The sequence below is a fragment of the Mycolicibacterium arcueilense genome (genome assembly GCF_058536225.1).
The window spans coordinates 61438-80198 of record NZ_JBZTYL010000025.1; the positions used below are offsets into that span (position 1 = coordinate 61438).

22 protein-coding genes are annotated in these 18761 nt (G+C 67.6%); 11 read left to right on the forward strand and 11 right to left on the reverse strand.

Annotation, left to right across the window (positions count from 1 at the left end; all coding sequences use genetic code 11):
- Positions 1–37 precede the first annotated feature (37 nt).
- From AC4LGL_RS23360 to AC4LGL_RS23370, 3 genes are read left to right on the forward strand one after another with little or no spacing between them, the layout of a single operon-like run.
- Complete coding sequence (locus AC4LGL_RS23360; protein WP_491840847.1) at positions 38–874, forward strand: mycofactocin-coupled SDR family oxidoreductase; 837 nt, start codon at positions 38–40, stop codon at positions 872–874.
- Complete coding sequence (locus tag AC4LGL_RS23365; RefSeq protein WP_491840848.1) at positions 871–2052, forward strand: cytochrome P450; 1182 nt, start codon at positions 871–873, stop codon at positions 2050–2052. The genes AC4LGL_RS23360 and AC4LGL_RS23365 overlap by 4 nt, the downstream gene beginning before the upstream one ends.
- A 22-nt stretch (positions 2053–2074) precedes the next feature.
- Complete coding sequence (locus tag AC4LGL_RS23370) at positions 2075–2533, forward strand: SRPBCC family protein (RefSeq protein ID WP_491840849.1); 459 nt, start codon at positions 2075–2077, stop codon at positions 2531–2533.
- A 9-nt stretch (positions 2534–2542) separates the two neighbouring features.
- Here the strand turns inward: AC4LGL_RS23370 and AC4LGL_RS23375 are convergent, their stop codons facing one another.
- From AC4LGL_RS23375 to AC4LGL_RS23385, 3 genes are all read right to left on the reverse strand, one after another.
- Positions 2543–4213 carry an acyl-CoA synthetase gene (locus AC4LGL_RS23375; RefSeq protein WP_491840850.1) on the reverse strand — a complete coding sequence of 557 codons (1671 nt, stop codon included), beginning with the start codon at positions 4211–4213 and terminating at the stop codon, positions 2543–2545.
- 81 nt (positions 4214–4294) lie between these two features.
- Complete coding sequence (locus AC4LGL_RS23380; RefSeq protein ID WP_491840851.1) at positions 4295–4732, reverse strand: hypothetical protein; 438 nt, start codon at positions 4730–4732, stop codon at positions 4295–4297.
- A 113-nt stretch (positions 4733–4845) separates the two neighbouring features.
- A complete protein-coding gene (locus AC4LGL_RS23385) occupies positions 4846–5232 on the reverse strand; it encodes an Rv0313 family protein (RefSeq protein ID WP_064887658.1) in 387 nt (128 codons plus the stop codon).
- A 90-nt stretch (positions 5233–5322) separates the two neighbouring features.
- Between AC4LGL_RS23385 and AC4LGL_RS23390 the strand changes: the two genes are divergently transcribed.
- Positions 5323–6150, forward strand: coding sequence for a ketosteroid isomerase family protein (locus tag AC4LGL_RS23390; protein WP_491840852.1), 828 nt, complete (start codon positions 5323–5325; stop codon positions 6148–6150).
- Positions 6151–6157: 7 nt separating this feature from the next.
- Positions 6158–6721, forward strand: a complete 564-nt coding sequence (locus AC4LGL_RS23395; RefSeq protein WP_064887654.1) for a hypothetical protein — start codon at positions 6158–6160, stop codon at positions 6719–6721.
- Positions 6722–6741: 20 nt separating this feature from the next.
- Here the strand turns inward: AC4LGL_RS23395 and AC4LGL_RS23400 are convergent, their stop codons facing one another.
- Together AC4LGL_RS23400 and AC4LGL_RS23405 are read right to left on the reverse strand one after the other, a co-directional pair.
- Positions 6742–7512: an SGNH/GDSL hydrolase family protein gene (locus AC4LGL_RS23400; protein WP_463793650.1), complete on the reverse strand. Its 771-nt coding sequence runs from the start codon at positions 7510–7512 to the stop codon at positions 6742–6744.
- A gap of 101 nt (positions 7513–7613) precedes the next feature.
- On the reverse strand, positions 7614–7913 hold the full coding sequence (locus tag AC4LGL_RS23405; RefSeq protein WP_463793652.1) for a hypothetical protein: 300 nt from the start codon (positions 7911–7913) through the stop codon (positions 7614–7616).
- Between the two features lie 244 nt (positions 7914–8157).
- On the opposite strand from AC4LGL_RS23405, the gene AC4LGL_RS23410 reads away from it, so the two are divergent.
- The gene (locus AC4LGL_RS23410; protein ID WP_491840853.1) at positions 8158–8655 is read left to right on the forward strand and encodes an NUDIX hydrolase; all 498 of its coding nucleotides are present in this window, start codon (positions 8158–8160) and stop codon (positions 8653–8655) included.
- Positions 8656–8659: 4 nt separating this feature from the next.
- On the opposite strand, the gene AC4LGL_RS23415 is transcribed toward AC4LGL_RS23410, so the two are convergent.
- The 4 genes from AC4LGL_RS23415 to malQ form a co-directional block, all read right to left on the reverse strand.
- Positions 8660–9784 (reverse strand): PDR/VanB family oxidoreductase, encoded by a 1125-nt coding sequence (locus AC4LGL_RS23415; RefSeq protein WP_491840854.1) that lies wholly within the window; start codon positions 9782–9784, stop codon positions 8660–8662.
- Between the two features lie 11 nt (positions 9785–9795).
- Positions 9796–10695 (reverse strand): metal-dependent hydrolase, encoded by a 900-nt coding sequence (locus AC4LGL_RS23420; RefSeq protein WP_491840855.1) that lies wholly within the window; start codon positions 10693–10695, stop codon positions 9796–9798.
- 74 nt (positions 10696–10769) lie between these two features.
- Positions 10770–11180, reverse strand: coding sequence for a hypothetical protein (locus tag AC4LGL_RS23425; protein ID WP_064887645.1), 411 nt, complete (start codon positions 11178–11180; stop codon positions 10770–10772).
- A 79-nt stretch (positions 11181–11259) separates the two neighbouring features.
- Positions 11260–13395 (reverse strand): 4-alpha-glucanotransferase, encoded by a 2136-nt coding sequence (gene malQ, locus AC4LGL_RS23430; RefSeq protein WP_491840856.1) that lies wholly within the window; start codon positions 13393–13395, stop codon positions 11260–11262.
- Positions 13396–13497: 102 nt separating this feature from the next.
- Between malQ and AC4LGL_RS23435 the strand changes: the two genes are divergently transcribed.
- The 3 genes from AC4LGL_RS23435 to AC4LGL_RS23445 are packed head-to-tail and all read left to right on the forward strand — an operon-like array spanning position 13498 to position 16264.
- Positions 13498–14106, forward strand: coding sequence for a TetR/AcrR family transcriptional regulator (locus AC4LGL_RS23435; RefSeq protein WP_491840857.1), 609 nt, complete (start codon positions 13498–13500; stop codon positions 14104–14106).
- Positions 14103–15011, forward strand: coding sequence for an SDR family NAD(P)-dependent oxidoreductase (locus AC4LGL_RS23440; protein WP_491840858.1), 909 nt, complete (start codon positions 14103–14105; stop codon positions 15009–15011). The genes AC4LGL_RS23435 and AC4LGL_RS23440 overlap by 4 nt, the downstream gene beginning before the upstream one ends.
- A gap of 29 nt (positions 15012–15040) precedes the next feature.
- Positions 15041–16264, forward strand: a complete 1224-nt coding sequence (locus AC4LGL_RS23445; RefSeq protein WP_491840859.1) for an MFS transporter — start codon at positions 15041–15043, stop codon at positions 16262–16264.
- Here AC4LGL_RS23445 and AC4LGL_RS23450 read toward each other — a convergent pair.
- Together AC4LGL_RS23450 and AC4LGL_RS23455 are read right to left on the reverse strand one after the other, a co-directional pair.
- Positions 16202–16537: a DMT family transporter gene (locus AC4LGL_RS23450; RefSeq protein ID WP_491840980.1), complete on the reverse strand. Its 336-nt coding sequence runs from the start codon at positions 16535–16537 to the stop codon at positions 16202–16204. The genes AC4LGL_RS23445 and AC4LGL_RS23450 overlap by 63 nt on opposite strands.
- The gene (locus AC4LGL_RS23455; protein ID WP_463793667.1) at positions 16537–16872 is read right to left on the reverse strand and encodes a DMT family transporter; all 336 of its coding nucleotides are present in this window, start codon (positions 16870–16872) and stop codon (positions 16537–16539) included. Before AC4LGL_RS23455 ends, AC4LGL_RS23450 begins: the two co-directional genes overlap by 1 nt.
- Positions 16873–16947: 75 nt before the next feature.
- Between AC4LGL_RS23455 and AC4LGL_RS23460 the strand changes: the two genes are divergently transcribed.
- Together AC4LGL_RS23460 and AC4LGL_RS23465 are read left to right on the forward strand one after the other, a co-directional pair.
- Complete coding sequence (locus AC4LGL_RS23460; protein WP_491840860.1) at positions 16948–17853, forward strand: sterol desaturase family protein; 906 nt, start codon at positions 16948–16950, stop codon at positions 17851–17853.
- A 293-nt stretch (positions 17854–18146) separates the two neighbouring features.
- On the forward strand, positions 18147–18755 hold the full coding sequence (locus AC4LGL_RS23465) for a LysM peptidoglycan-binding domain-containing protein (RefSeq protein WP_064887630.1): 609 nt from the start codon (positions 18147–18149) through the stop codon (positions 18753–18755).
- Positions 18756–18761 lie beyond the last annotated feature (6 nt).

Consider the following 18761-nt stretch of genomic DNA (forward strand, 5'->3'; position numbering starts at 1 on the left):
AATTATTGGGCGATCGCCCAAAGTCGGAAGGTGGGCGATGACAGGACGGGTCGACGGCAAGGTCGCGCTGATCACCGGAGCGGCCCGGGGTCAGGGCCGCAGCCATGCGGTGCGGTTGGCGGCCGAGGGCGCCGACATCATCGCGGTGGACATCTGCGCCACCTTCGACCGGTCGCCGGCATCGGGGGCGACGGCCGAGGACCTGGCCGAGACCGCCGATCTGGTGAAGAACCTGGGCCGGCGCGTCGTCACCGCCGAGGTCGACGTGCGAGATTTCGGCGCCCTCAAGGCCGCCGTCGACAGCGGCGTCGAGCAGCTGGGGCGGCTCGACATCATCGCGGCCAACGCGGGCATCGGAACTACCGGGGTGAAGCTGGACCGGATGGACGAAGACCTCTGGCAGGAGATGATCGACGTCAATCTCAGCGGGGTCTGGAAGACGGTGAAAGCCGGTGTGCCCCATATCCTTGCCGGCGGGCGGGGCGGGTCGATCACCCTGACCAGCTCGGTGGCCGGGACGAAGGCTTACCCGTTCACCGGGCACTACGTCGCCGCCAAACACGGTGTGGTCGGCCTGATGCGCAGCTTTGCCGTCGAACTGGGCCAGCATTCGATCCGGGTCAACTCTGTGCACCCCACCCACGTCAACAGCCCGATGTTGATGAACGACAAGACCTACCGGATGTTCCGGCCGGACCTGGAGAACCCGGGTCCGGACGATCTGGCCCCGATCTGCCAGACGTTCCACATGCTGCCGATCCCGTGGGTCACACCCGAGGACATCAGCAACGCGGTCCTGTTCCTGGCCTCGGACGAAGCCCGCTACATCACCGGGGTCACCCTGCCCGTCGACGCCGGCAGCGGCCTGAAATGACGGTGTACTACGACCCCTATGACGTCGGGATCGTCGCCGACCCGTATCCGGTGTACGCCCGGCTACGCGACGAAGCGCCGCTGTACTACAACGAGCGCTACGACTTCTGGGCCCTGTCGCGCCACGCCGATGTCGAAAAATCCCTGTCGGATTGGGAAACGTTCTCCAACAGCCGAAGTGACATCCTCGAGCTGATCCAGTCCGACTTCGACATGCCGCCGGGCGTGATGATGTTCGAGGACCCGCCCATGCACTCCCTGCTGCGCGGGCTGATGTCGCGGGTGTTCACACCGCGGCGAATGGCCGAGATCGAGGATCAGATCCGGGAGTTCTGTGTGCGGTGCCTGGATCCGCTGGTCGGCTCGGGCGGATTCGACATCATCGCCGAACTGGCCTCGATGATGCCGATGCGGGTGATCGGAATGCTGCTCGGCATACCGGAATCCGAGCAGATCGGGGTGCGTGACGCCAACGATGCCAATCTGCGGACCAAGCCGGGTGCGCCGATGAAGGTGGTGCAGGCCGACCGCATCGCCGACGGCCGGATCTACGCCGACTATGTGGAGTGGCGGGCGAGCAACCCGTCCGACGACCTGATGACGGCCCTGCTGAACGTCGAGTTCACCGACGAGTTCGGCGTCACCCGCAAGCTTGAGCGCAAGGAAGTGCTGCACTACACCCAGGTGGTGGCGGGTGCGGGAAACGAGACCACCGGCCGGCTCGTCGGCTGGCTGGCGAAAGTGCTGGCCGAACACCCCGACCAGCGTCGGGAAGTGGAGCGGGACCGGTCACTGCTGACCCGCGCGGTCGACGAGACGCTGCGCTTCGAACCGACCGGTCCACATGTGGCGCGTTGGGTGGCACGGGATTTCGAGTACGGCGGCACCGCGGTGCCGGCGGGCAGCGCGATGCTGCTGTTGTTCGGGGCGGCCAACCGCGACCCGCGTCGCTACCGCAACCCCGACACCTTCGACATCCATCGCGACAACATCAGCCACCTGACCTTCGGCAAGGGACTGCACTACTGCCTGGGCGCCAACCTGGCCCGACTGGAGGGCCGCGTCGCACTCGATGAACTGCTCAACCGATTCCCCGAATGGGAGATCGACTACGACAGCGCGCAACTGGCACCGACCTCCACCGTGCGCGGTTGGGAGCAACTGCGTCTCGTGGTGTGACCGACTGTGGTGAACTGAGCCGGTGAGCATCTGGATCGGCCAGGCCCGGCGCAGCGTCAGCGGTGACGTTCCGGCGCCCCCCGAACAGGTGCGGGCGTTCTACGTCGACCTGGACCACATCTCGCAGGTGCACCCGCTGGTGCAGTGGGTGCGCAGCACCTCCCGAGTGGACCTGCCCGACGGATACCGGCAGGACTACCAGGTGCGCGATCGAATCCCGATGGGACCGTTCGCGCTTCCGATCACCTACCGGGCCCGGCTCGTCGTCCCCACCGAGGGCGCGGTGACCGCGCAGGCCCGGCAGTTCCCTCAGATAAAGCTGGACAGCCAGGTGGATTTCGCGCCGACCGAGGCCGGAACCCGGATCACCGAAGAGCTGACCATCGCCGCGCCCAGGCCGCTGCTGGCGATCACCGTGGAACAGGCCGTCGCCGCCCATGCCACGATGCTCGCGGCCATCGGGAAACTGTTCGCGGCCTGAGCCTTCGGACTACGAGGTGCTGACGGCCTCGGCGTGCTCGGTGGCCACCGACTTGGCCCACCGGTAATCGGCCTTGCCCGCGGGGGAGCGCACGATCTGAGGGGAGCGGACGAACGCCTTCGGGATCTTGTAGCGCGCGATCGCCCGCTCACACACCGTCGCGAGCTCCTCGTCGGTGGCCGAGGCGCCCTCGGCGAACTGCACGACCGCCACGACCTCGTTACCCCAACGCTCCGACGGGCGACCGACAACCACCACGTCGTAGACGGCGGGGTGCGCAGCGACGGCCCGCTCGACCTCCTCGACGAAGATCTTCTCGCCGCCCGAGTTGATGGTGACCGAATCCCGGCCCAACAGCTGGATACGCCCGTCTTCCAAGACATTTGCCCGGTCGCCCGGAACGGCCCAACGGACCCCGTCGATGGTGGGGAACGTGCGTGCCGTCTTGGCCTCGTCGCCCAGGTAGCCCAGCGGGATGAGATCGCGCCGGGCCAGCCAGCCGCCGCTCTCGCCAGGGCCGAGCACCCGGGACAGATCCTCGGCCACCACCGCGGTGTCGGACTGGGCGTTGAAGGTGGCCGCCTCGGAATCGGTGCCCGCGGTGGAAGCGGTGCTCATCTGGGTGCCCGACTCCGAGGAACCCACGGCATCGAGCAACATCAGGTGCGGCAGTGCGGCCAGGATGCGCTCACGCACGGTGGGGGACAGCGGCGCGCCGCCGTTGGTGATCGTGAACAGGCCCGACAGGTCGTAGTCGCCCTTCTCGATCTCGTCGACCAGCGGCCGGGCGATCGCATCGCCGACCACCGGGATGCTCAGCACCCGTTCGCGAGCGGCCAGCTCCAGCACGTTGCCCGGACGCATCTTCACCACATCGTCGGGGATGACCAGCTTTCCGCCCATGGTGATGGCGTTGTAGGCGGCCCACTGCGCGGCACCGTGCATGAACGGCGGGATCATCAGCAGCGACAGCCCGCCACCCGCGGTGGCGGCCCGCTCGGCGAGCTCCTCGTACGACGCGATGAAGGTGTCGCTGCCGAACGGCCGGCCGCCCATCGACGACAGGAAGATGTCGTGCTGACGCCACAGCACGCCCTTGGGCATGCCGGTGGTGCCGCCGGTGTAGAGGATGTACAGGTCGTCGCCGGACGGAGTCGGCATCCCGGCTTGCGGCGCAGGCGTTTTGAGGATCGTCTCGTAATCGACGGCACCCGGCAGCAGCTCGTTGCCCGATTCGTCGGCGACCTGGATGAGCTCCTGCAGATTCGGCAGCTGGTCGCGGATCGCAGCGACCCGGGGCGCGAACTCGGCGTTGTAGATCACCGCGCGGGCGTTCGAATCCTTCAGCAGGTAGAGGAGTTCCTCCTCCACGTACCGGTAGCTGACATTGAACGGTGCCACCCGGGCGCGGTAGCTGCCGATCATCGACTCGAGGTACTCGTTGCCGTTGCGCAGGTAGATGCCCAGGTGGTCCTGGCCCGATTCGTGCCCGGCCAACCCGTCGCGCTCGGTGTGCGTGCCGAGCCCGGCCGACACCAGGTAATGGGCGAAGCCGTCGACGCGCGCGTCGAACTCGGCGTAACTCAACCGGCGATCCCGCCACACCAGGAAGGTCTGATCGGGGACGGCTTTGGCCACCGTGGAGAACACTGTGGACAGGTCGAACTTGACGTCGCTCATGGCACTCCTGGTCACGGATTCGGGCCCCACGACCATACATGCACCGCTCGGCTGTATGGCCGGTGGGATGTGACCCGCGCCTCAGACCGGGAAGAAACCATCTCCGGTCAATATGCCCGGCTGCCACCCCTGCTCGCCCAGGCAGAGCATCGGCCGGCCGTCAGGCGACTGAGCGGCTTCCTGCGGCCCCGGGCACGGCGCCCCGATCTCCTGCACGCCGTTCAACGGGTAGGCGTAGGTCCAGAAGCCGGTGTACACCGGCGGCCACTGGTTCGGAATCCACTTGCACTGCATGGCGGTGCCGCCAGGGCCGCGGCCGAAGACGTTGCGTTCCCAGCTGAAGCACGGCGCACCGTTGGAAGCCTCGTAGCTCATGCCGGGGACGTCGGTGGGATAGCGGCCCGGATTGTCCGGGTACATGTTGCTGTTGTCGTCGGCAAGAGCACCCGGCGCCACCGAAATGGCTGTTGCCAGTGCCGCCGCGGCGACCGCCGTCGTGGCGAAGAGTTCGCGAATCATGTCCCACCCTCAGCATTGCCGGCCGCCGGTCGAATCGGGCCGGGCAGTTCGTTGACTTTGGGCCAGAATCCTAGCCGGTCGCGAAGGTCGGCAGTCGACATTTCGGGCCGTTGTTACTCGCCGGTATCCGTGTCGAGCACGCTGACGGCGATGCCGTAGGGCAGGAACCGGACTCGGCGGCCAGGATCGGTGTTGCCGGCATTGGCCCGCAGGGCTTCGAGCTCACTGGGGTACACCTGCTCGATGTGGGCGCCGCCGGCGTCGTCGACGGTGTAGATGGCCCATACTCCGTCGCCCTTCTCGCCGGTGGTCTCCGGCTCCGTTCTGGGCTGGGAGAACCGGGCGAACTCATCGAGCAGGCCAGCCCAACCGCCCGCCTGGCCGGGCCTCGCGATGAACTTGCTCAATCCGTCGAGGGCGTCGCGCAGCCCTTCGCCGGCCTCACGGGCGACGCGGTCGAAGTCCTCGGGGTCGAATCCGAACGGTCCACTGCCACTCATGGCGCTCTCCTCGGTGGTTGTGGGCAATCTCAAGGTGTCAAACACCAGTGTGCGCGCACGCGGCGGTGGGCGGGATGGTAAACGAACCATATGGCCTTCACACGGGACGACCTGCTAGCCACCGTCGAATTGTCACCGCAGGCAGCGGGTGCACACGACCGCCGAGGATGGGTGGGACTGTTCGCTGCGGGCGGACAGGTCGAGGACCCGGTGGGCTCCCGGCCGCACCGCGGGGCTGCCGAGATCGAGCGGTTCTACGACACCTTCATCGCCCCGCGCGACATCACCTTCCACCGCGACGTCGACCTCGTCGCCGGCTCCACGGTGATTCGTGATCTCGAGCTCGAGGTCGTCATGAGCCCATCGGTCTCGATGCGGATCCCCGCCTATCTTCGCTATGTCGTCGCGCCCGGCCCGGGCGGCCCGAGGATCGACCAACTGCAGGCGTACTGGCAGCTGCCCGCGATGATCGGACAATTCGCCCGCGCCGGACTGGGCGCCGTGCCAGTCGGGCTGCGCCTGGCCGTGGCGTTGCTGCGTAATCAGGGTCCCGCGGGTGCGGTGGGCTTCGCCAAGGGGATGGCCGGTGCCGGGCGGGCGGGCAGGCGGCTGGTCTCCGGGCTGCTCGACGACCTGTGCGCCGGCGACACGGTGGCGGTGCAGCGGCGGTTGACCGCCGACACCGACATCTACCTGGGGGACGACACCCCACTGAGCACGTCCGGGTTGGTGGAACGTACCTCGGGTGCCTCCTGGCGCAAGCTGATCGCGTCCGGCCGTCATCTGGTGGCCGGGCTGGACCTCGACGGGAGCCGGGCCGTACTGATCGCCGATCTCAGCAACGGACCGCTGGGCATCGCCCGGTTGCGGTATTTCGGCCCGGCTTCACCGTCGTCGCACACCGTCGTGAGACCGTAGAAGGATCATGGCTGATCACGCTTACATCACCTACGAGGAATTCGGGCGTCGGTTCTTCGAGGTGGCGGTATCCGAGGAACGGGTCGGCGACGCCATCGGCTCGATCGCCGGCGACGCGTTCGAGATGGGTCCGATCGCCCAGGGGCCCGGCAAGATCGCGAAGGTCACCGCCCGGGTCAAGATCCAAAAACCCCGCGTGAGCCGCATTGTCGGCGAAACCATCACGTTCTCCATCCGGATCCCGCTGGAGATCGACATGGTGATCGACCTGCGCATCGACCGGCCCAAGTTCATGGTGTTCGGTGAGATCGCCCTGCGGGCCACGGCGTTGGCCGCCGAGCCGCTCTTGCTGATCCTCGATGTAAAGAAGCCGCGGCCGTCCGACATCTCGATCCACGTCACCTCCACGTCACTGCGTGCCGAGGTGCTGCGGATCCTGGCCGGTGTCGACGCGGAGATCAAACGGTTCATCGCCGCGCACGTGGCCGGTGAGATCGACAGCCCGGCATCGGAGCAGGCCAAGGTGATCGATGTCGCCAAGGAGCTCGACTCCACCTGGGGCGGGATCTGACCGGCGGGCCGGGGCTTCGGTCAGGCGCTCAGGCACATCAAGGCCGGCCGCCGAGCTGAGCGGCCCGCACCTCCCGACCGGCCGCGAAGATGACGCCACAACCACGGCATGAGCATGTTCTGCGTCCACAGCAGTTGTGAGTAGGCCCGGGACCGAAACGACTGAATCTGGTCCGGACCGGTGGCCAGGGCCCAATCATGGTTGCTGTCAGGCAATCCGAGTGCTTCTGCGGCCGCGGCGGCGAACAGGCCGTGCCCCTTCGCCGAGCCGTGGACCCGGTCCGGGCTCCACGTTTCCGGTTCGCGCATCGAGGGCGCCGAGTACAGATCGACGAGGTGGAACCCGTACCGATCGGCGGCATCGTTGATCGCGTCGTTGATCCGAACCACCCGCTTCCCGAGCAGTCGGCCTACCGGCAGGATCTGGGTGATGTCAGGGAACGTGGTGGTGACGACGGTGGTACCGGTGGCCGCGAGCGTGCGGTAGACGGTGTCGAGGTCGCCCAACGCGCGGGTGAAGGACCGTCCGGGGCGGGTCACGTCGTTCATACCGATGCAGACGGTGACCAGGTCGGGTCGCATCGACAACGCGGTGGGGAGCTGGGTATGCAGGACATCGCCGATGCGGTGACCGCGAACGGCGAGATTGGCATAACCCAACCCCGGGTAGAGCCCGTCGAGCCGGACCGCGAGACGGTCGGCAAAACCCATCAGGCCGACGGCGTCGTCGCCGTCCCACAACCCTTCGGTCTGGCTGTCGCCGAGGGCGACATATCGGGTAAAACGTCGCACGCTGGCGACTCTAGCGCGGACCGGCCCGGCCGCTTCGCGCGGACACCAAGGAGGGGCGCCCGAAAAGGGCGCCCCTCCTTGATGTTTCGCGGTGTTTGGGCTTACTTCACATCCACGTAAACTGTCTTGCTGAGTAGCGTTGTCTGCAGATCGCCGCCCGGGCTGCTCGAATCCGTCCGGCTGTAGGTCTGCCCGGGTCGGACCGCGACCACGGTGGCCTTGTCCAGCGGGGTGGAGCCGACGTGGTTGACGATCACCTTGTATCCCTGGGCCTGCAACTGACTGATGGTCTGCTGGGCGTTACCCGGTCCGGTCGGTGCCGCCTGGGCCGGTGCGGCCAGGCCGATCACCGCTGCGGCAGCCGCTCCTGCAAGCGCAGTGGCAAATCCGATCCTCATCATCTTTGGTGCCTTCTTTCACTCTTCTGTTGTTTCGCGCGTGACGCCGACGCCGGCCGCCCACCCGCGCGCCGCCGTCACCTCGGTTTAGGTGTTACCCAACAGTTAACCGGCAGTTCACAATTTAAATTCCGGCTGACCGAAACCCATTGACGAGGGCTGCGTCACACTGTGGAACCGTTACCGGCGTGAGGCGAACCATGTCCTGCCGGCAAAGTGGCGCACATCACCGCGTAGCGTGCAGCGAGTGGCGAAACTGAGCGCGGGTGTCCTGTTGTACCGTCTCGCCGACACGGTGGTGGAGGTGCTGATCGCCCACCCGGGCGGGCCGTTCTGGGCCCGCAAGGATGCCGGGGCATGGTCGATACCCAAGGGCGAGTACGTCGACGGTGAGGACCCGTGGCCGGCGGCGCAGCGCGAATTCGCAGAGGAACTCGGCTCGCCACCTCCCTCCGGCCCGCGCATCGATCTTGTCCCGGTGCGGCAGGCGGGAGGCAAGGTGGTCACCGCATTCGCGGTGCGCGGGGACTTCGATCCCGCCACGGCCGTGAGCAACACCTTCAGCATCGAGCTGCCGAAGGGGTCAGGGCGGCTCGTCGAGTTCCCCGAAATCGACCGTGTTGCTTGGGTTTCGGTAGCACTGGCGCGCATCAAACTCCTCGCGGGGCAGTGTCCGCTGCTGGACCAGCTGATGGCCGCACCCGAACTGGCCGGCTACGGAGAGGGCGACCCGCAGGGCGGGTAGCGACTCAGAAGTCGAGCGTCAGCCGGTGGCCGGCCTCCGCCCGCGATACACAGGTCAGCAGATAGCCGGCGTCGCGCTCGGGATCGGTCAACAACGTATCCCGGTGCTGCACAGTCCCGTCGGTTCCCGGCACGGTCCGAATGCGGCAGGTGCCGCAGAAACCCTGCTGGCATGAGTACGGGGCGTTCACCCCGGCCCGGCCCAGTGCGGCGAGCATGGTCTCGTCGGCTGCGACCGTCACCTCGGCGCCGGTCGAGGCGATCGTCACCGAGAACTCCGCACCGTCGACAACCGGTGGCGCCGCGAACCTTTCGAAATGCAGCTCGACGTCGTCCCGGCCGATGAGCGCCGCCCGGATCCCGGTCAGCATCGGGGCCGGGCCACACGCGTACACCGTGGTGCCGTCGGGACACTCGCCGAGAAGGTCATCGGCGCCGGGCAGTCCGTCGACGTCGTCGGTACGGATCGCGATGCGGTCCCCGAACCGGTCGAGCTCGTCGAGGAACGGCAGGCTGTCGCGGCTGCGTCCGGCGTACACCATCGACCAGTCGACACCCAGCCGCTCGGCCAACCCGAGCATCGGCAGGATCGGGGTGATGCCGATGCCGCCCGCGATGAAGCGGAACCGCTGAGTGGGCGACCCGTAACCGGGCACCGTCAGCGCGAACGCATTGCGGGGACCGTGGGTGCTCACCCGGCTGCCGACCTGCAGGCTGTCGTGCACCTCGACCGAACCGCCGCCACCATCGGGTATGCGCCGCACCGCGATTCGATAACGGTCGGTCACAGTGGGATCGCCGCACAGTGAGTACTGCCGCACCCGGCCGCTGGCCAGGTGCAGGTCGATGTGTGCACCCGGGTACCACTGCGGCAGCACGCCGCCGTCGGCCGCGGCCAGGGTCAGCGCGATGACGTCCTGGTCGTGGGCGACCACTTCCCGGCCGGTCACGGTCAACGTGATCGTGCGGTCCAGGGCGGGGGGAGGCGAGGGCCTCCGCAGCAAGCGGTTCACGCCCCACATCGTCGCGATGGACACCTCGGCCAGACCGAGCATGGGATCGTGCCGGAACCGCCCCGACGCACTCGGTGGCAGAGCGCGGTACCGGGATATCAGTGACAGCGTCAGCATGGCAGTGCCCGTCACAGGTGGGCGGCCCGCGCCGCGGGGGAGCTCGCCAGGTAAGCCACTGCCTGAGCGGTCGAGCCCATCTCCTCCGGGGAGAAAGCGGGCCGGCAGTAGGCCAGGGTGTTGGAACCGAACATCCGGGAGAACTTCGGCAGCAGTCCCAGCTTGGAATCACGCATACGCATCTTGTTCATCCGCCACCAGCCAATGTCGAGGGTCGGATCGCTCTTCACCATCGCCCAACAACCCCGCTGGAAGAACATGTACACGGCCGTCGCGGCGATCGACATCGCCCGCACCCGGCTGAAATAGCTGTCCTGGAAGTACACCGCCACATCGTGTGCCACGCTGCGGTGCTCGACCTCTTCACTGCCGTGCCAGCGGAACAGATCCGTCATCGTCGGGTCGGCGTCGAAGTCCTCCCACGTGCAGTTCAGCACGAAATCGCCCAGAACCGCCGTGTAGTGCTCGATCGCGGCGATGAGCCACAGCCGATCGCACAGGTTGGACAGCCGGCGGCGCGGGTCGGTCGACTCGGTCGGGCCCAGCATCTTGGTGAACACGTGCTCGACCATGGCCATCAGCGGCTGGTAGTCCACACCGTGGGCGGTCAGGAACTCGTCGAGCACCCGATCATGCGTCTCGGCGTGGGTCGCCTCCTGGCCGATGAAGCCGCGCATGTCATCAGCGAGCTTGGGATCGCGCACATAGGGCAGTGCTTCGTTGAACGTCGCGACGAACCAGTGTTCTGCCATCGGCAGCACCACGTTGAACAGGTTGACCATCGACGAGGCCACGGGGTGGCCGGGGATCCAATGCAACGGTATGCCGTCGAGATCGAAGTGGACTTTACGGGCCTGGATCTGTACCGGGCCCGGGTCGATCTCATTGTCGAACCGCAACGGACGCAACATCGAGGGCCTCCCTGGGATGAGTGGACTCTCAGCAGTGTACGGATTTAGGTGGGAACAGCGGTACCGGGTGTATGTCAGGCCGGTGGCGGCGTGCCCGCGCCGGGGGCGCCGGCGATCGGGACCACCGGCGTCGGCGTCACCGTGGTCACGCCGTTACTGCCGACCCTCGGGCCGCCCGGGACGGCCGATTCGGCACCCTGCTCGGCCGCGGCCTCGCTGCAGTCCAGCATCAGGATCATCTTGCCGCTGGAGTTGACCTTCTGGGAATCGACCAGGCACTCGGCCTGCGGAAGGGCGCTGCCGAACGAGCCGCCGAAGGTCGCCTTGACGCCCTGGCTCTTCAGGATCGCGAGTGCCTTCATATAGGGCTCACCGACGACGTTGACCGAAGCGGAGCTCGGCTGCGAGGTGGCGGCGCCTGCCGCCATCAGGGCGATCGAACCGGCGGCGAGCAGACCGCCGCCGAGCGCAACAAGCTTCTTCACGTGAACTCCGTCAGTCGGGTGCGGTTGCGAACATATCGCAGCTGAGACGTTTGTGAAACCGGAGAAGACGCCCCGGGCGTTACATCCGGGTCCGGCCGGCGTGCCCGGTGATCCCGGCCATCACCTCGCTCAACGCGGCTGCCCGCGGATCGGCGAACACGTCTTCGAGCAGCAGCCGACGGCCGTCCGGACCGGCCAGTGGGATCCGCCAGTTCGGGTACTCGTCGGTGGTTCCCGGCTGATTCTGGGTGCGCAACTCACCGACTGCGTCGGCCAGCGCCAGGGTCAGCAGCTTCGACGGGGTGCGGGCCAGATACCGGTACAGCGCCGTCACGATCTGGTCGGTGTCCGGATCGGGTCCGAGCAGGCCGACCCGGCGCAACTCGTCGAGCCAGGCGGCCTGCGCGGCGCGGTCCGAGGCCAACTCCTCGTCGGCAGGCCGCGTGAGCAACCCGAGTTCTTCCCGCAACCGCACATGCTCGCCCGCGAGATACCCCGCCGTCGGCGGCAGATCGTGGGTGGTCACCGACGACAGGCAGTACTCGCGCCAGCGTTCGGCCGGGAGGGGCCGCCCGGACCCGTCGGACTCGAACCACAGGATCGAGGTGCCGAGCAGGCCCCGCTCGTGCAGGTAGTCGCGCACCCACGGTTCGACCGTGCCCAGGTCCTCGCCGACGACGAGCGCGCCGGCCCGGTGCGCTTCGAGCGCGATGATGCCGATCATCGCGTCGTGGTCATAACGCACATAGGTGCCTTCGGTCGGTGCGGCGCCCTTCGGGATCCACCACAGCCGGAACATTCCGATGATGTGGTCGATGCGCACTCCACCGGCATGCCGGAGCGCCATCTCGACCAGCGCCCGGAACGGTTCGTAGGCCTGCTCGGCCAGCCGGTCCGGCCGCCACGGGGGCTGCGACCAATCCTGGCCCAGTTGGTTGAACTCGTCCGGGGGAGCGCCGGCCGTCACGCCCGGAGCCAGCACATCCTGCAGGGCCCAGGCGTCGGCGCCGTCGGGATCCACGCCGACCGCGAGGTCGCTCATGACGCCCAACTCCATGCCGGCCTGCATCGCCGTGGCCTGCGCGGCGGTGAGTTGGTCGTCGAGAACCCACTGCAGCCAGCGATGGAAGTCCACGGCATCGGGATGGGCAGCCGCGAACGCGGCGACTTCCGGATTCGCCGGATGCTGCAGTGCGTGCGGCCAGGCGTGCCAATCCGCTCCGTATTGTTCGGCCAGCGCGCACCAGGTCGCGAATTCCTCCAGGCGTCGGCCCTGCCGGGCCCGGTAGGCGGTGTACGCCAGTTCCCGGCCCGCCGTGCGCTCAACCCGGTACACCTGCTGCAGTGCGGTGCGTTTGGTCTGCCAGGCCGCGTCACGGTCGATGGTGGGGTCGCGGTCGGCGCGTTTGTTGGCGGTGGTGCGCAGTGCCCGGAGGCGTCCGCGGTGACGGACGTCGGCGAATTCTGCGACGGCCTCCACCCGCAGGTAGAGCGGATTGCCGAACCGCCGCGAGGTGGGCAGATACGGCGAGGGCTCCATCGGGGCGGTGGGAGCGGCCGCGTGCAGCGGATTGACGAGGATGAACCCGGCGCCGTGCTCGGCCGCCGACCACACCGCCAGATCGGCAAGGTCGGTGAGATCACCTGTGCCCCAAGAGTTTTTCGAGCGGACACTGTAGAGCTGGACGGCCAGTCCCCAGGCGCGCCGCCCGCCCAGTCGGGTGGGCAGGCCCACGGTGGCGGGGGAGACCACCACCGGCGTGTCGGTATCTGTCCCGTCCAATCGCAGCCGGTGATACCCCAACGGTAGGTCCGCCGGAAGTTCGAACGTGGCCTCACCGATCAACCGGTCCCCGAGATCGTATGGAGGCCGGTTGTTCTCGAGTTGCCGCAGGCTGCCGCGCTCGGTGCCGTCTTCGAGCAACAGCGTGAGGTGCGCCGGATCCCCATGTGTGACGTGGACCCAGAAGCTCGTCGGCATTCCTGCCCGGCCCAGCACGATCGGCGGCAGGCGGCGCTGCCAGTACTGCCGCTCGTGCGCCGCCAGGCCGTCCAGTCGCTCCTGTTCGGTACCGGCCGGCACGCCCAGTGCTTCCAGCACCGCGACCAGGGTGGACTCTGCGACGGCGGTGCGGCGGCCGGTCCAGTCGTCGAACTCCGCGGCGACGCCGTAGCGGCGGGCCAGTTCGAGCAGGGCCGGTGACGAAGAAGTCATGGTGACAATCTTGGCGCCCAGAAGCCGATCGTGCGTGCCACTGGCGTGGTGCCTGCCCACGCTCTACGCTGTCTGTAACGATCCTTACAGGCGGGATTTCAGGTGGCCACTCCAACCACGCGACGACAACAGCAGGGTGCGGATTCCCGCGGGCAGATTCTCGACGCCACCGAACAACTCATGGCCACTCGCGGTTACGCCGCCACCTCGATCAGCGACATCCGCAAGGTTTGCGGCTTGCCGGCCAGCTCCATCTACTGGCATTTCGGATCCAAGGACGGTGTCCTCGCGGCGGTGATGGAACGCGGCGCCGACCGCTTCTTCGCGGCGATACCCAGTGGCGGCGGCATCGATGAGCAGTTGGCGGTTCTGGCGGATCTGCAGGCACAGCGCCCGGAATTCCTCCGCATCCTGTACCTGCTGTCGCTGGAACGCGGCGAAGATCCGACGGTGACGGCGGTGGTGCGCCGCGTGCGTGACACCGCGATCGCGCGATTCTCTGCCGCCGTGCGCACCCAGTTACCCGCAGGCGTGCCGCCACGTCGTGTCGAGCAGGTGGTGGCCGAACTCACCGCATTCGCCGTCGCACAGTCCGACGGGGTGTTCTTCGCCGCGCACCTCGAACCGGGCACCACCGACGTGGCCCGCATGTACCGGCGGCTGTGGCAGGCGGTCACGGCGCTCATCCCGATACTCCTGGAGGAAAAGTGACCGACAAGACCGCGATCATCACCGGCGCGAACACCGGGCTGGGCTTCGAATGTGCGCGGACCCTCCTGGAATCCGATCCGGGTTGGCATGTGGTGCTCGCGGTGCGCGACACCGAACGTGGCGCCGCCGCGGCGGCTCGCCTCGGCTGTCCCGGACGTACCACGGTGGGTGAACTCGACCTGGCATCGCTGCAGTCGGTACGGAACTTCGCCGCCGGGTTGCCGCATCGGGACCTACCGCCGCTGAACGCGCTGGTGTGCAACGCCGGACTCCAGTTGGTAGCGGGCGCCCAGACGACGTCGGACGGCTATGAGATGACCTTCGGCGTCAACCACCTCGGTCATTTCGCCCTGGTGCGGCAGGTGCTAGCCGCGCTCACCGCCCCGGCGCGAATCGTGGTGGTCAGCAGCGGTACCCACGATCCGGACAGGTTCACGGGTATGCCTGCGCCGCAATATGACTCGGCCGAGGACCTGCTTCTTCCTCCGCCCGGCGGCCTGACCGGCGAAGAAGGCCGGCGTCGCTACACCACCTCCAAACTGTGCAACATGCTGTTCAGCTATGAGCTGGACCGGCGGCTGGGGCACGGGTCCCGCGGGATCACGGTCAACGCGTTCGATCCCGGCCTGATGCCGGGTTCGGGGCTCGCCAGGGACTACTCGGGTATCCAGCGGCTGGCCTGGCGCCTGCTCATGCCGGCGTTACGGGTACTGCCCAACGTCAACAGCACCCGACGTTCCGGCGCCAATCTTGCCGCGCTGGTGACCGACCCGGGCCTCGAAGGCGTCACCGGGGCGTACTTCGAAGGAACCCGCCGGATCCGGTCCTCACGAGATTCCTACGACGAGGCCAAGGCGACAGACCTGTGGCGGGTCAGCGAACGGTTGGTGCCTGCGGTCCACTGACTTCGGGGACGCGCAGTAGTGTCGGCTCAGTGGCATCCGCGTTGCGCCGGGCCCGCATCGCGGTCGGGGCGCTGTTCCTGACCAACGGCGCGATCTTCGCCAACCTCCTGCCGCGCTATCCGGAGATCAAGAGCGACCTTCACCTGAGCAATGCGGTGTACGGTGCGGCCGTCGCCTCCTTCTCCGGCGGCGCGCTGGTTGCGGGATTGACTGCGGCGACACTGATCCGACGGTTCCGCAGTGCCCGGGTGGCGGTCATCGGCACGGTGGCGCTGGCCGCCTTCGTCGTCGCAGCCGGAATGGCGAACTCACCCCTGCTGCTGGCCGGCGCGTTGTTCCTGGCCGGCGCCTGCGATTCGGTGGTGGATGTCGCACAGAACGCACACGGACTGCGGCTGCAGCGCGAACACGGCCGGTCGATCATCAACTCGCTGCATGCGGTGTGGGCTGCAGGCGCGATCCTCGGTGGGCTCACCGGAGCCGGAGCAATCGCCCTCGGGATCCCACGGGCCATCCATCTCTCGGTGGCCGCCGTGCTGTTGAGCGCGGTCGCGGTGGTCGCCTACCGCTACCTGTTGCCCGGACCCGACCATGATGATCACCCGGCAGCGCACGCCCCGGCGGGAACGAGGGCGGGGCCGCGGGTGTATCTGATCCTGCTGGCCCTGGTGCTGATCGCGATCGCGGGCGCCACGGTCGAGGATTCCGGGAGTTCCTGGGCCACCCTGTATCTGCGGGATTACCTGCACACGCCGCCGGCCGTGGCCGTCTTCGGGTACATCGCGCTGGTCGGCTTCATGTTCGTGGGACGGGTGATCGGCGACCGGCTGGTCGACCGGTTCGGCGAGGCCACGGTGGCGCGGTCGGGCGGCGTGATCGCCGCCGCCGGGATGGGAACAGCCCTGGCCTTCCCGAGCATCGCCACGACGATCGCCGGCTTTGCGCTGGCGGGTCTGGGGGTGGCCACCCTGGTGCCGGCCGCGATGCACGCCGCCGACCAGCTGCCGGGGCTGCGACCGGGGACCGGCCTGACCGTGGTCACCTGGCTCATGCGGGTGGGTTTCTTCGGTGCGCCACTGCTGGTCGGGCTCGTCGCCGATGCGGCCGGGTTGCGGGTCGGTCTCCTGGCCGTGCCGCTGGCCGGGTTGGTGGCCGCGCTGCTCGCCGGGGTGCTGCCGGGGCGGCCGTCGTCAGGGCACCGTCCCGGGGCCGATGCCGGCCAGTTCGATCGTGAACACACCCGACACGATTAGCGCGATACCGAGCATCATCACCGGGGTCAGCGGTTCCCGGAACAGGAACCGGGCGATGATGGCGACCAGTGCGACGCCGCACGCGGTCCAGATGCCGTAGGCGATGCCCACGGGCACCCCCAACGACAGGGCCAGCCACAGCAGGTAGAACGACAGCACGTAGCCGGTGATCACCGGCGCGATCCACGCCTTGCGCCGGAACCCGTCGGAGGCACGCAGTCCCAGTGTGGCGAACACCTCGACCAGGATCGCCCCGGTCAGGGCCACCCACATCATGATTCGGCCTGACGCGGGTGCGACCCGAGCTCGACCAGCAGCACGCCGGCGATGATCAGACCGATACCCGCCACGATCGGCCAGGTGAACGGGTCGCCGAACAACGCCGCGGCAAGCACGGCCGTCGCCGCGGTACCCAGCGCACCCCAGATGCCGTAGGCGACGCCGACAGGCATACCCGCCCGCAGCACCAGCGTCAGCAACACGAATGCGGCCAGGTAGCCGAACACCACCAGCACCAGCCACCCCGAATGGTCCTGGGACGCGCGCAGCGACAGCGTGGCGGTGACTTCGGTGATGACGGCCGCGATCAACAACGCCCACTTCTGCACCGGACAAACCTATCCGAGCCCGCTTCGGCGGGTGAGTACCGTGGGAGAGTTCGCCCAGCTCATCGAGGAGTCCACATGATCGGGTCCGTCCTGGACTTCCTGCCCCCGCCGATGCGGGATCCGGTGTTCTTCGCGATCCCGTTCTTCCTGGTGTTGCTGACCGTGGAATGGCTCGCCGCCCGTCGCCTGGAGCACATCGAATCCCAACGGCAACCCGCGGGTGCGTTCGACACCCGTGACGCCTGGGCCAGCATCTCGATGGGGCTGGTGTCGATCCTCACCACTGGCGGATGGAAACTGCTGGCGCTGCTGGGCTATGCCGCCATCTACGCCTACCTGGCGCCGTGGCACCTGCCGGGGGACCGGTGGTACACCTGGGTGATCGCGATCGTCGGAGTGGATCTGCTGTTCTACACCTACCACCGCGTTGCGCACCGGGTGCGGTTGATCTGGGCGACGCATCAGGCCCACCACTCCAGTGAGTACTACAACTTCGCCACCGCGCTGCGTCAGAAATGGAACAACAGCGGTGAGATCCTGGCCTGGATTCCGTTGCCCCTGCTCGGGATTCCGCCGTGGCTGGTGTTCGCCAGCTTTTCGCTGAACCTGGTCTACCAGTTCTGGGTGCACACGGAGCGGGTCGGAAAGTTGTGGCGGCCAATCGAATTCATCTTCAACACGCCGTCGCACCATCGGGTTCACCACGGCCGCGACCAGTTGTATCTGGACCGCAACTACGGCGGCATCCTCATCATCTGGGACCGGATGTTCGGCACGTTCCAGCCGGAGGTGTTCCGTCCGCACTATGGGCTGACCAAGCCGGTCAACACCTTCAACATCTGGAAACTGCAGACCCACGAGTACGTGGCGATCGCCCGCGACGTGCGGCGGGCGCGCCGTCTGCGTGACCGGTTGGGCTTCGTGTTCGGCCCACCCGGCTGGCAGCCCGCCGAAACCTCCGAAACCCAGCCTGTCGGCTGACAAGGGTCGGCCCCGTTCTCGAACGGGCGGCCAGAATCATTGGCCGGCATGGGAATTGACGCGACCTACTATTCCGGCTGCCTCGGGCCGATCACGTGGCCGCGGCTCGTTGTGCGACACGCCGGGCGCCGCCGATTCGCGCCGTCTGCCGTAGAGATACCCGGCGTTTCCCAGTGTTGGTGCGACGTTTGAATTCGAGCCGAGCCGAATGGCACCAAAGCAAACTCGAAGTCAGTAAGGTCGACAGAACCCGGGTGCGACAACCCGGATCACGGTCACGAAAGGGGCAATGCGTGGGAGACACACTGACCGAAGGACAGAAGCTGGAGAAGGGTGGTTCGCTCACCTCCAACAACGGCGCGTACACGCTGACGTTGCAGGATGACGGCAACCTCGTGTTGGAGGCACGTGGCCAAGCGGTCTGGTCGACTTCCACCAACGGCCAGGACGTCGTGCGCGCCGAGGTGCAGACCGACGGCAACTTCGTGCTGTACACCTCGGAGAAGCCGGTGTGGCACACCGACACCAAGGGCAAGAAGGACGTCAAGCTGGTTCTCCAGGACGACCGCAACCTGGTGCTGTACGCCGCGGACGGGCCCGCGTGGTCGTCCAAGACCGAGACCTCCGAGCCGCCGCCACCGGCGCCCGAGGCCGCCGCGCCCGAGGTTGAGGTTGCCCCGGCCGCTGTCGAGGAGCCTGTGGCCGCACCCGAGCCGGCTGCGCCGCCGCCACCCCCGCCGGCACCCGAGCCGCGCACCTACACCGTGGTGTCCGGCGACACCCTGTGGGCAATCGCCGAGCGCTTCTACGGCGATGGCAACCGCTACCAGCAGATCGCCGATGCCAGCGGCATCGCCAATCCCGATCTGATTCACCCCGGCCAGGTCCTGACGATTCCTTGACCTGAC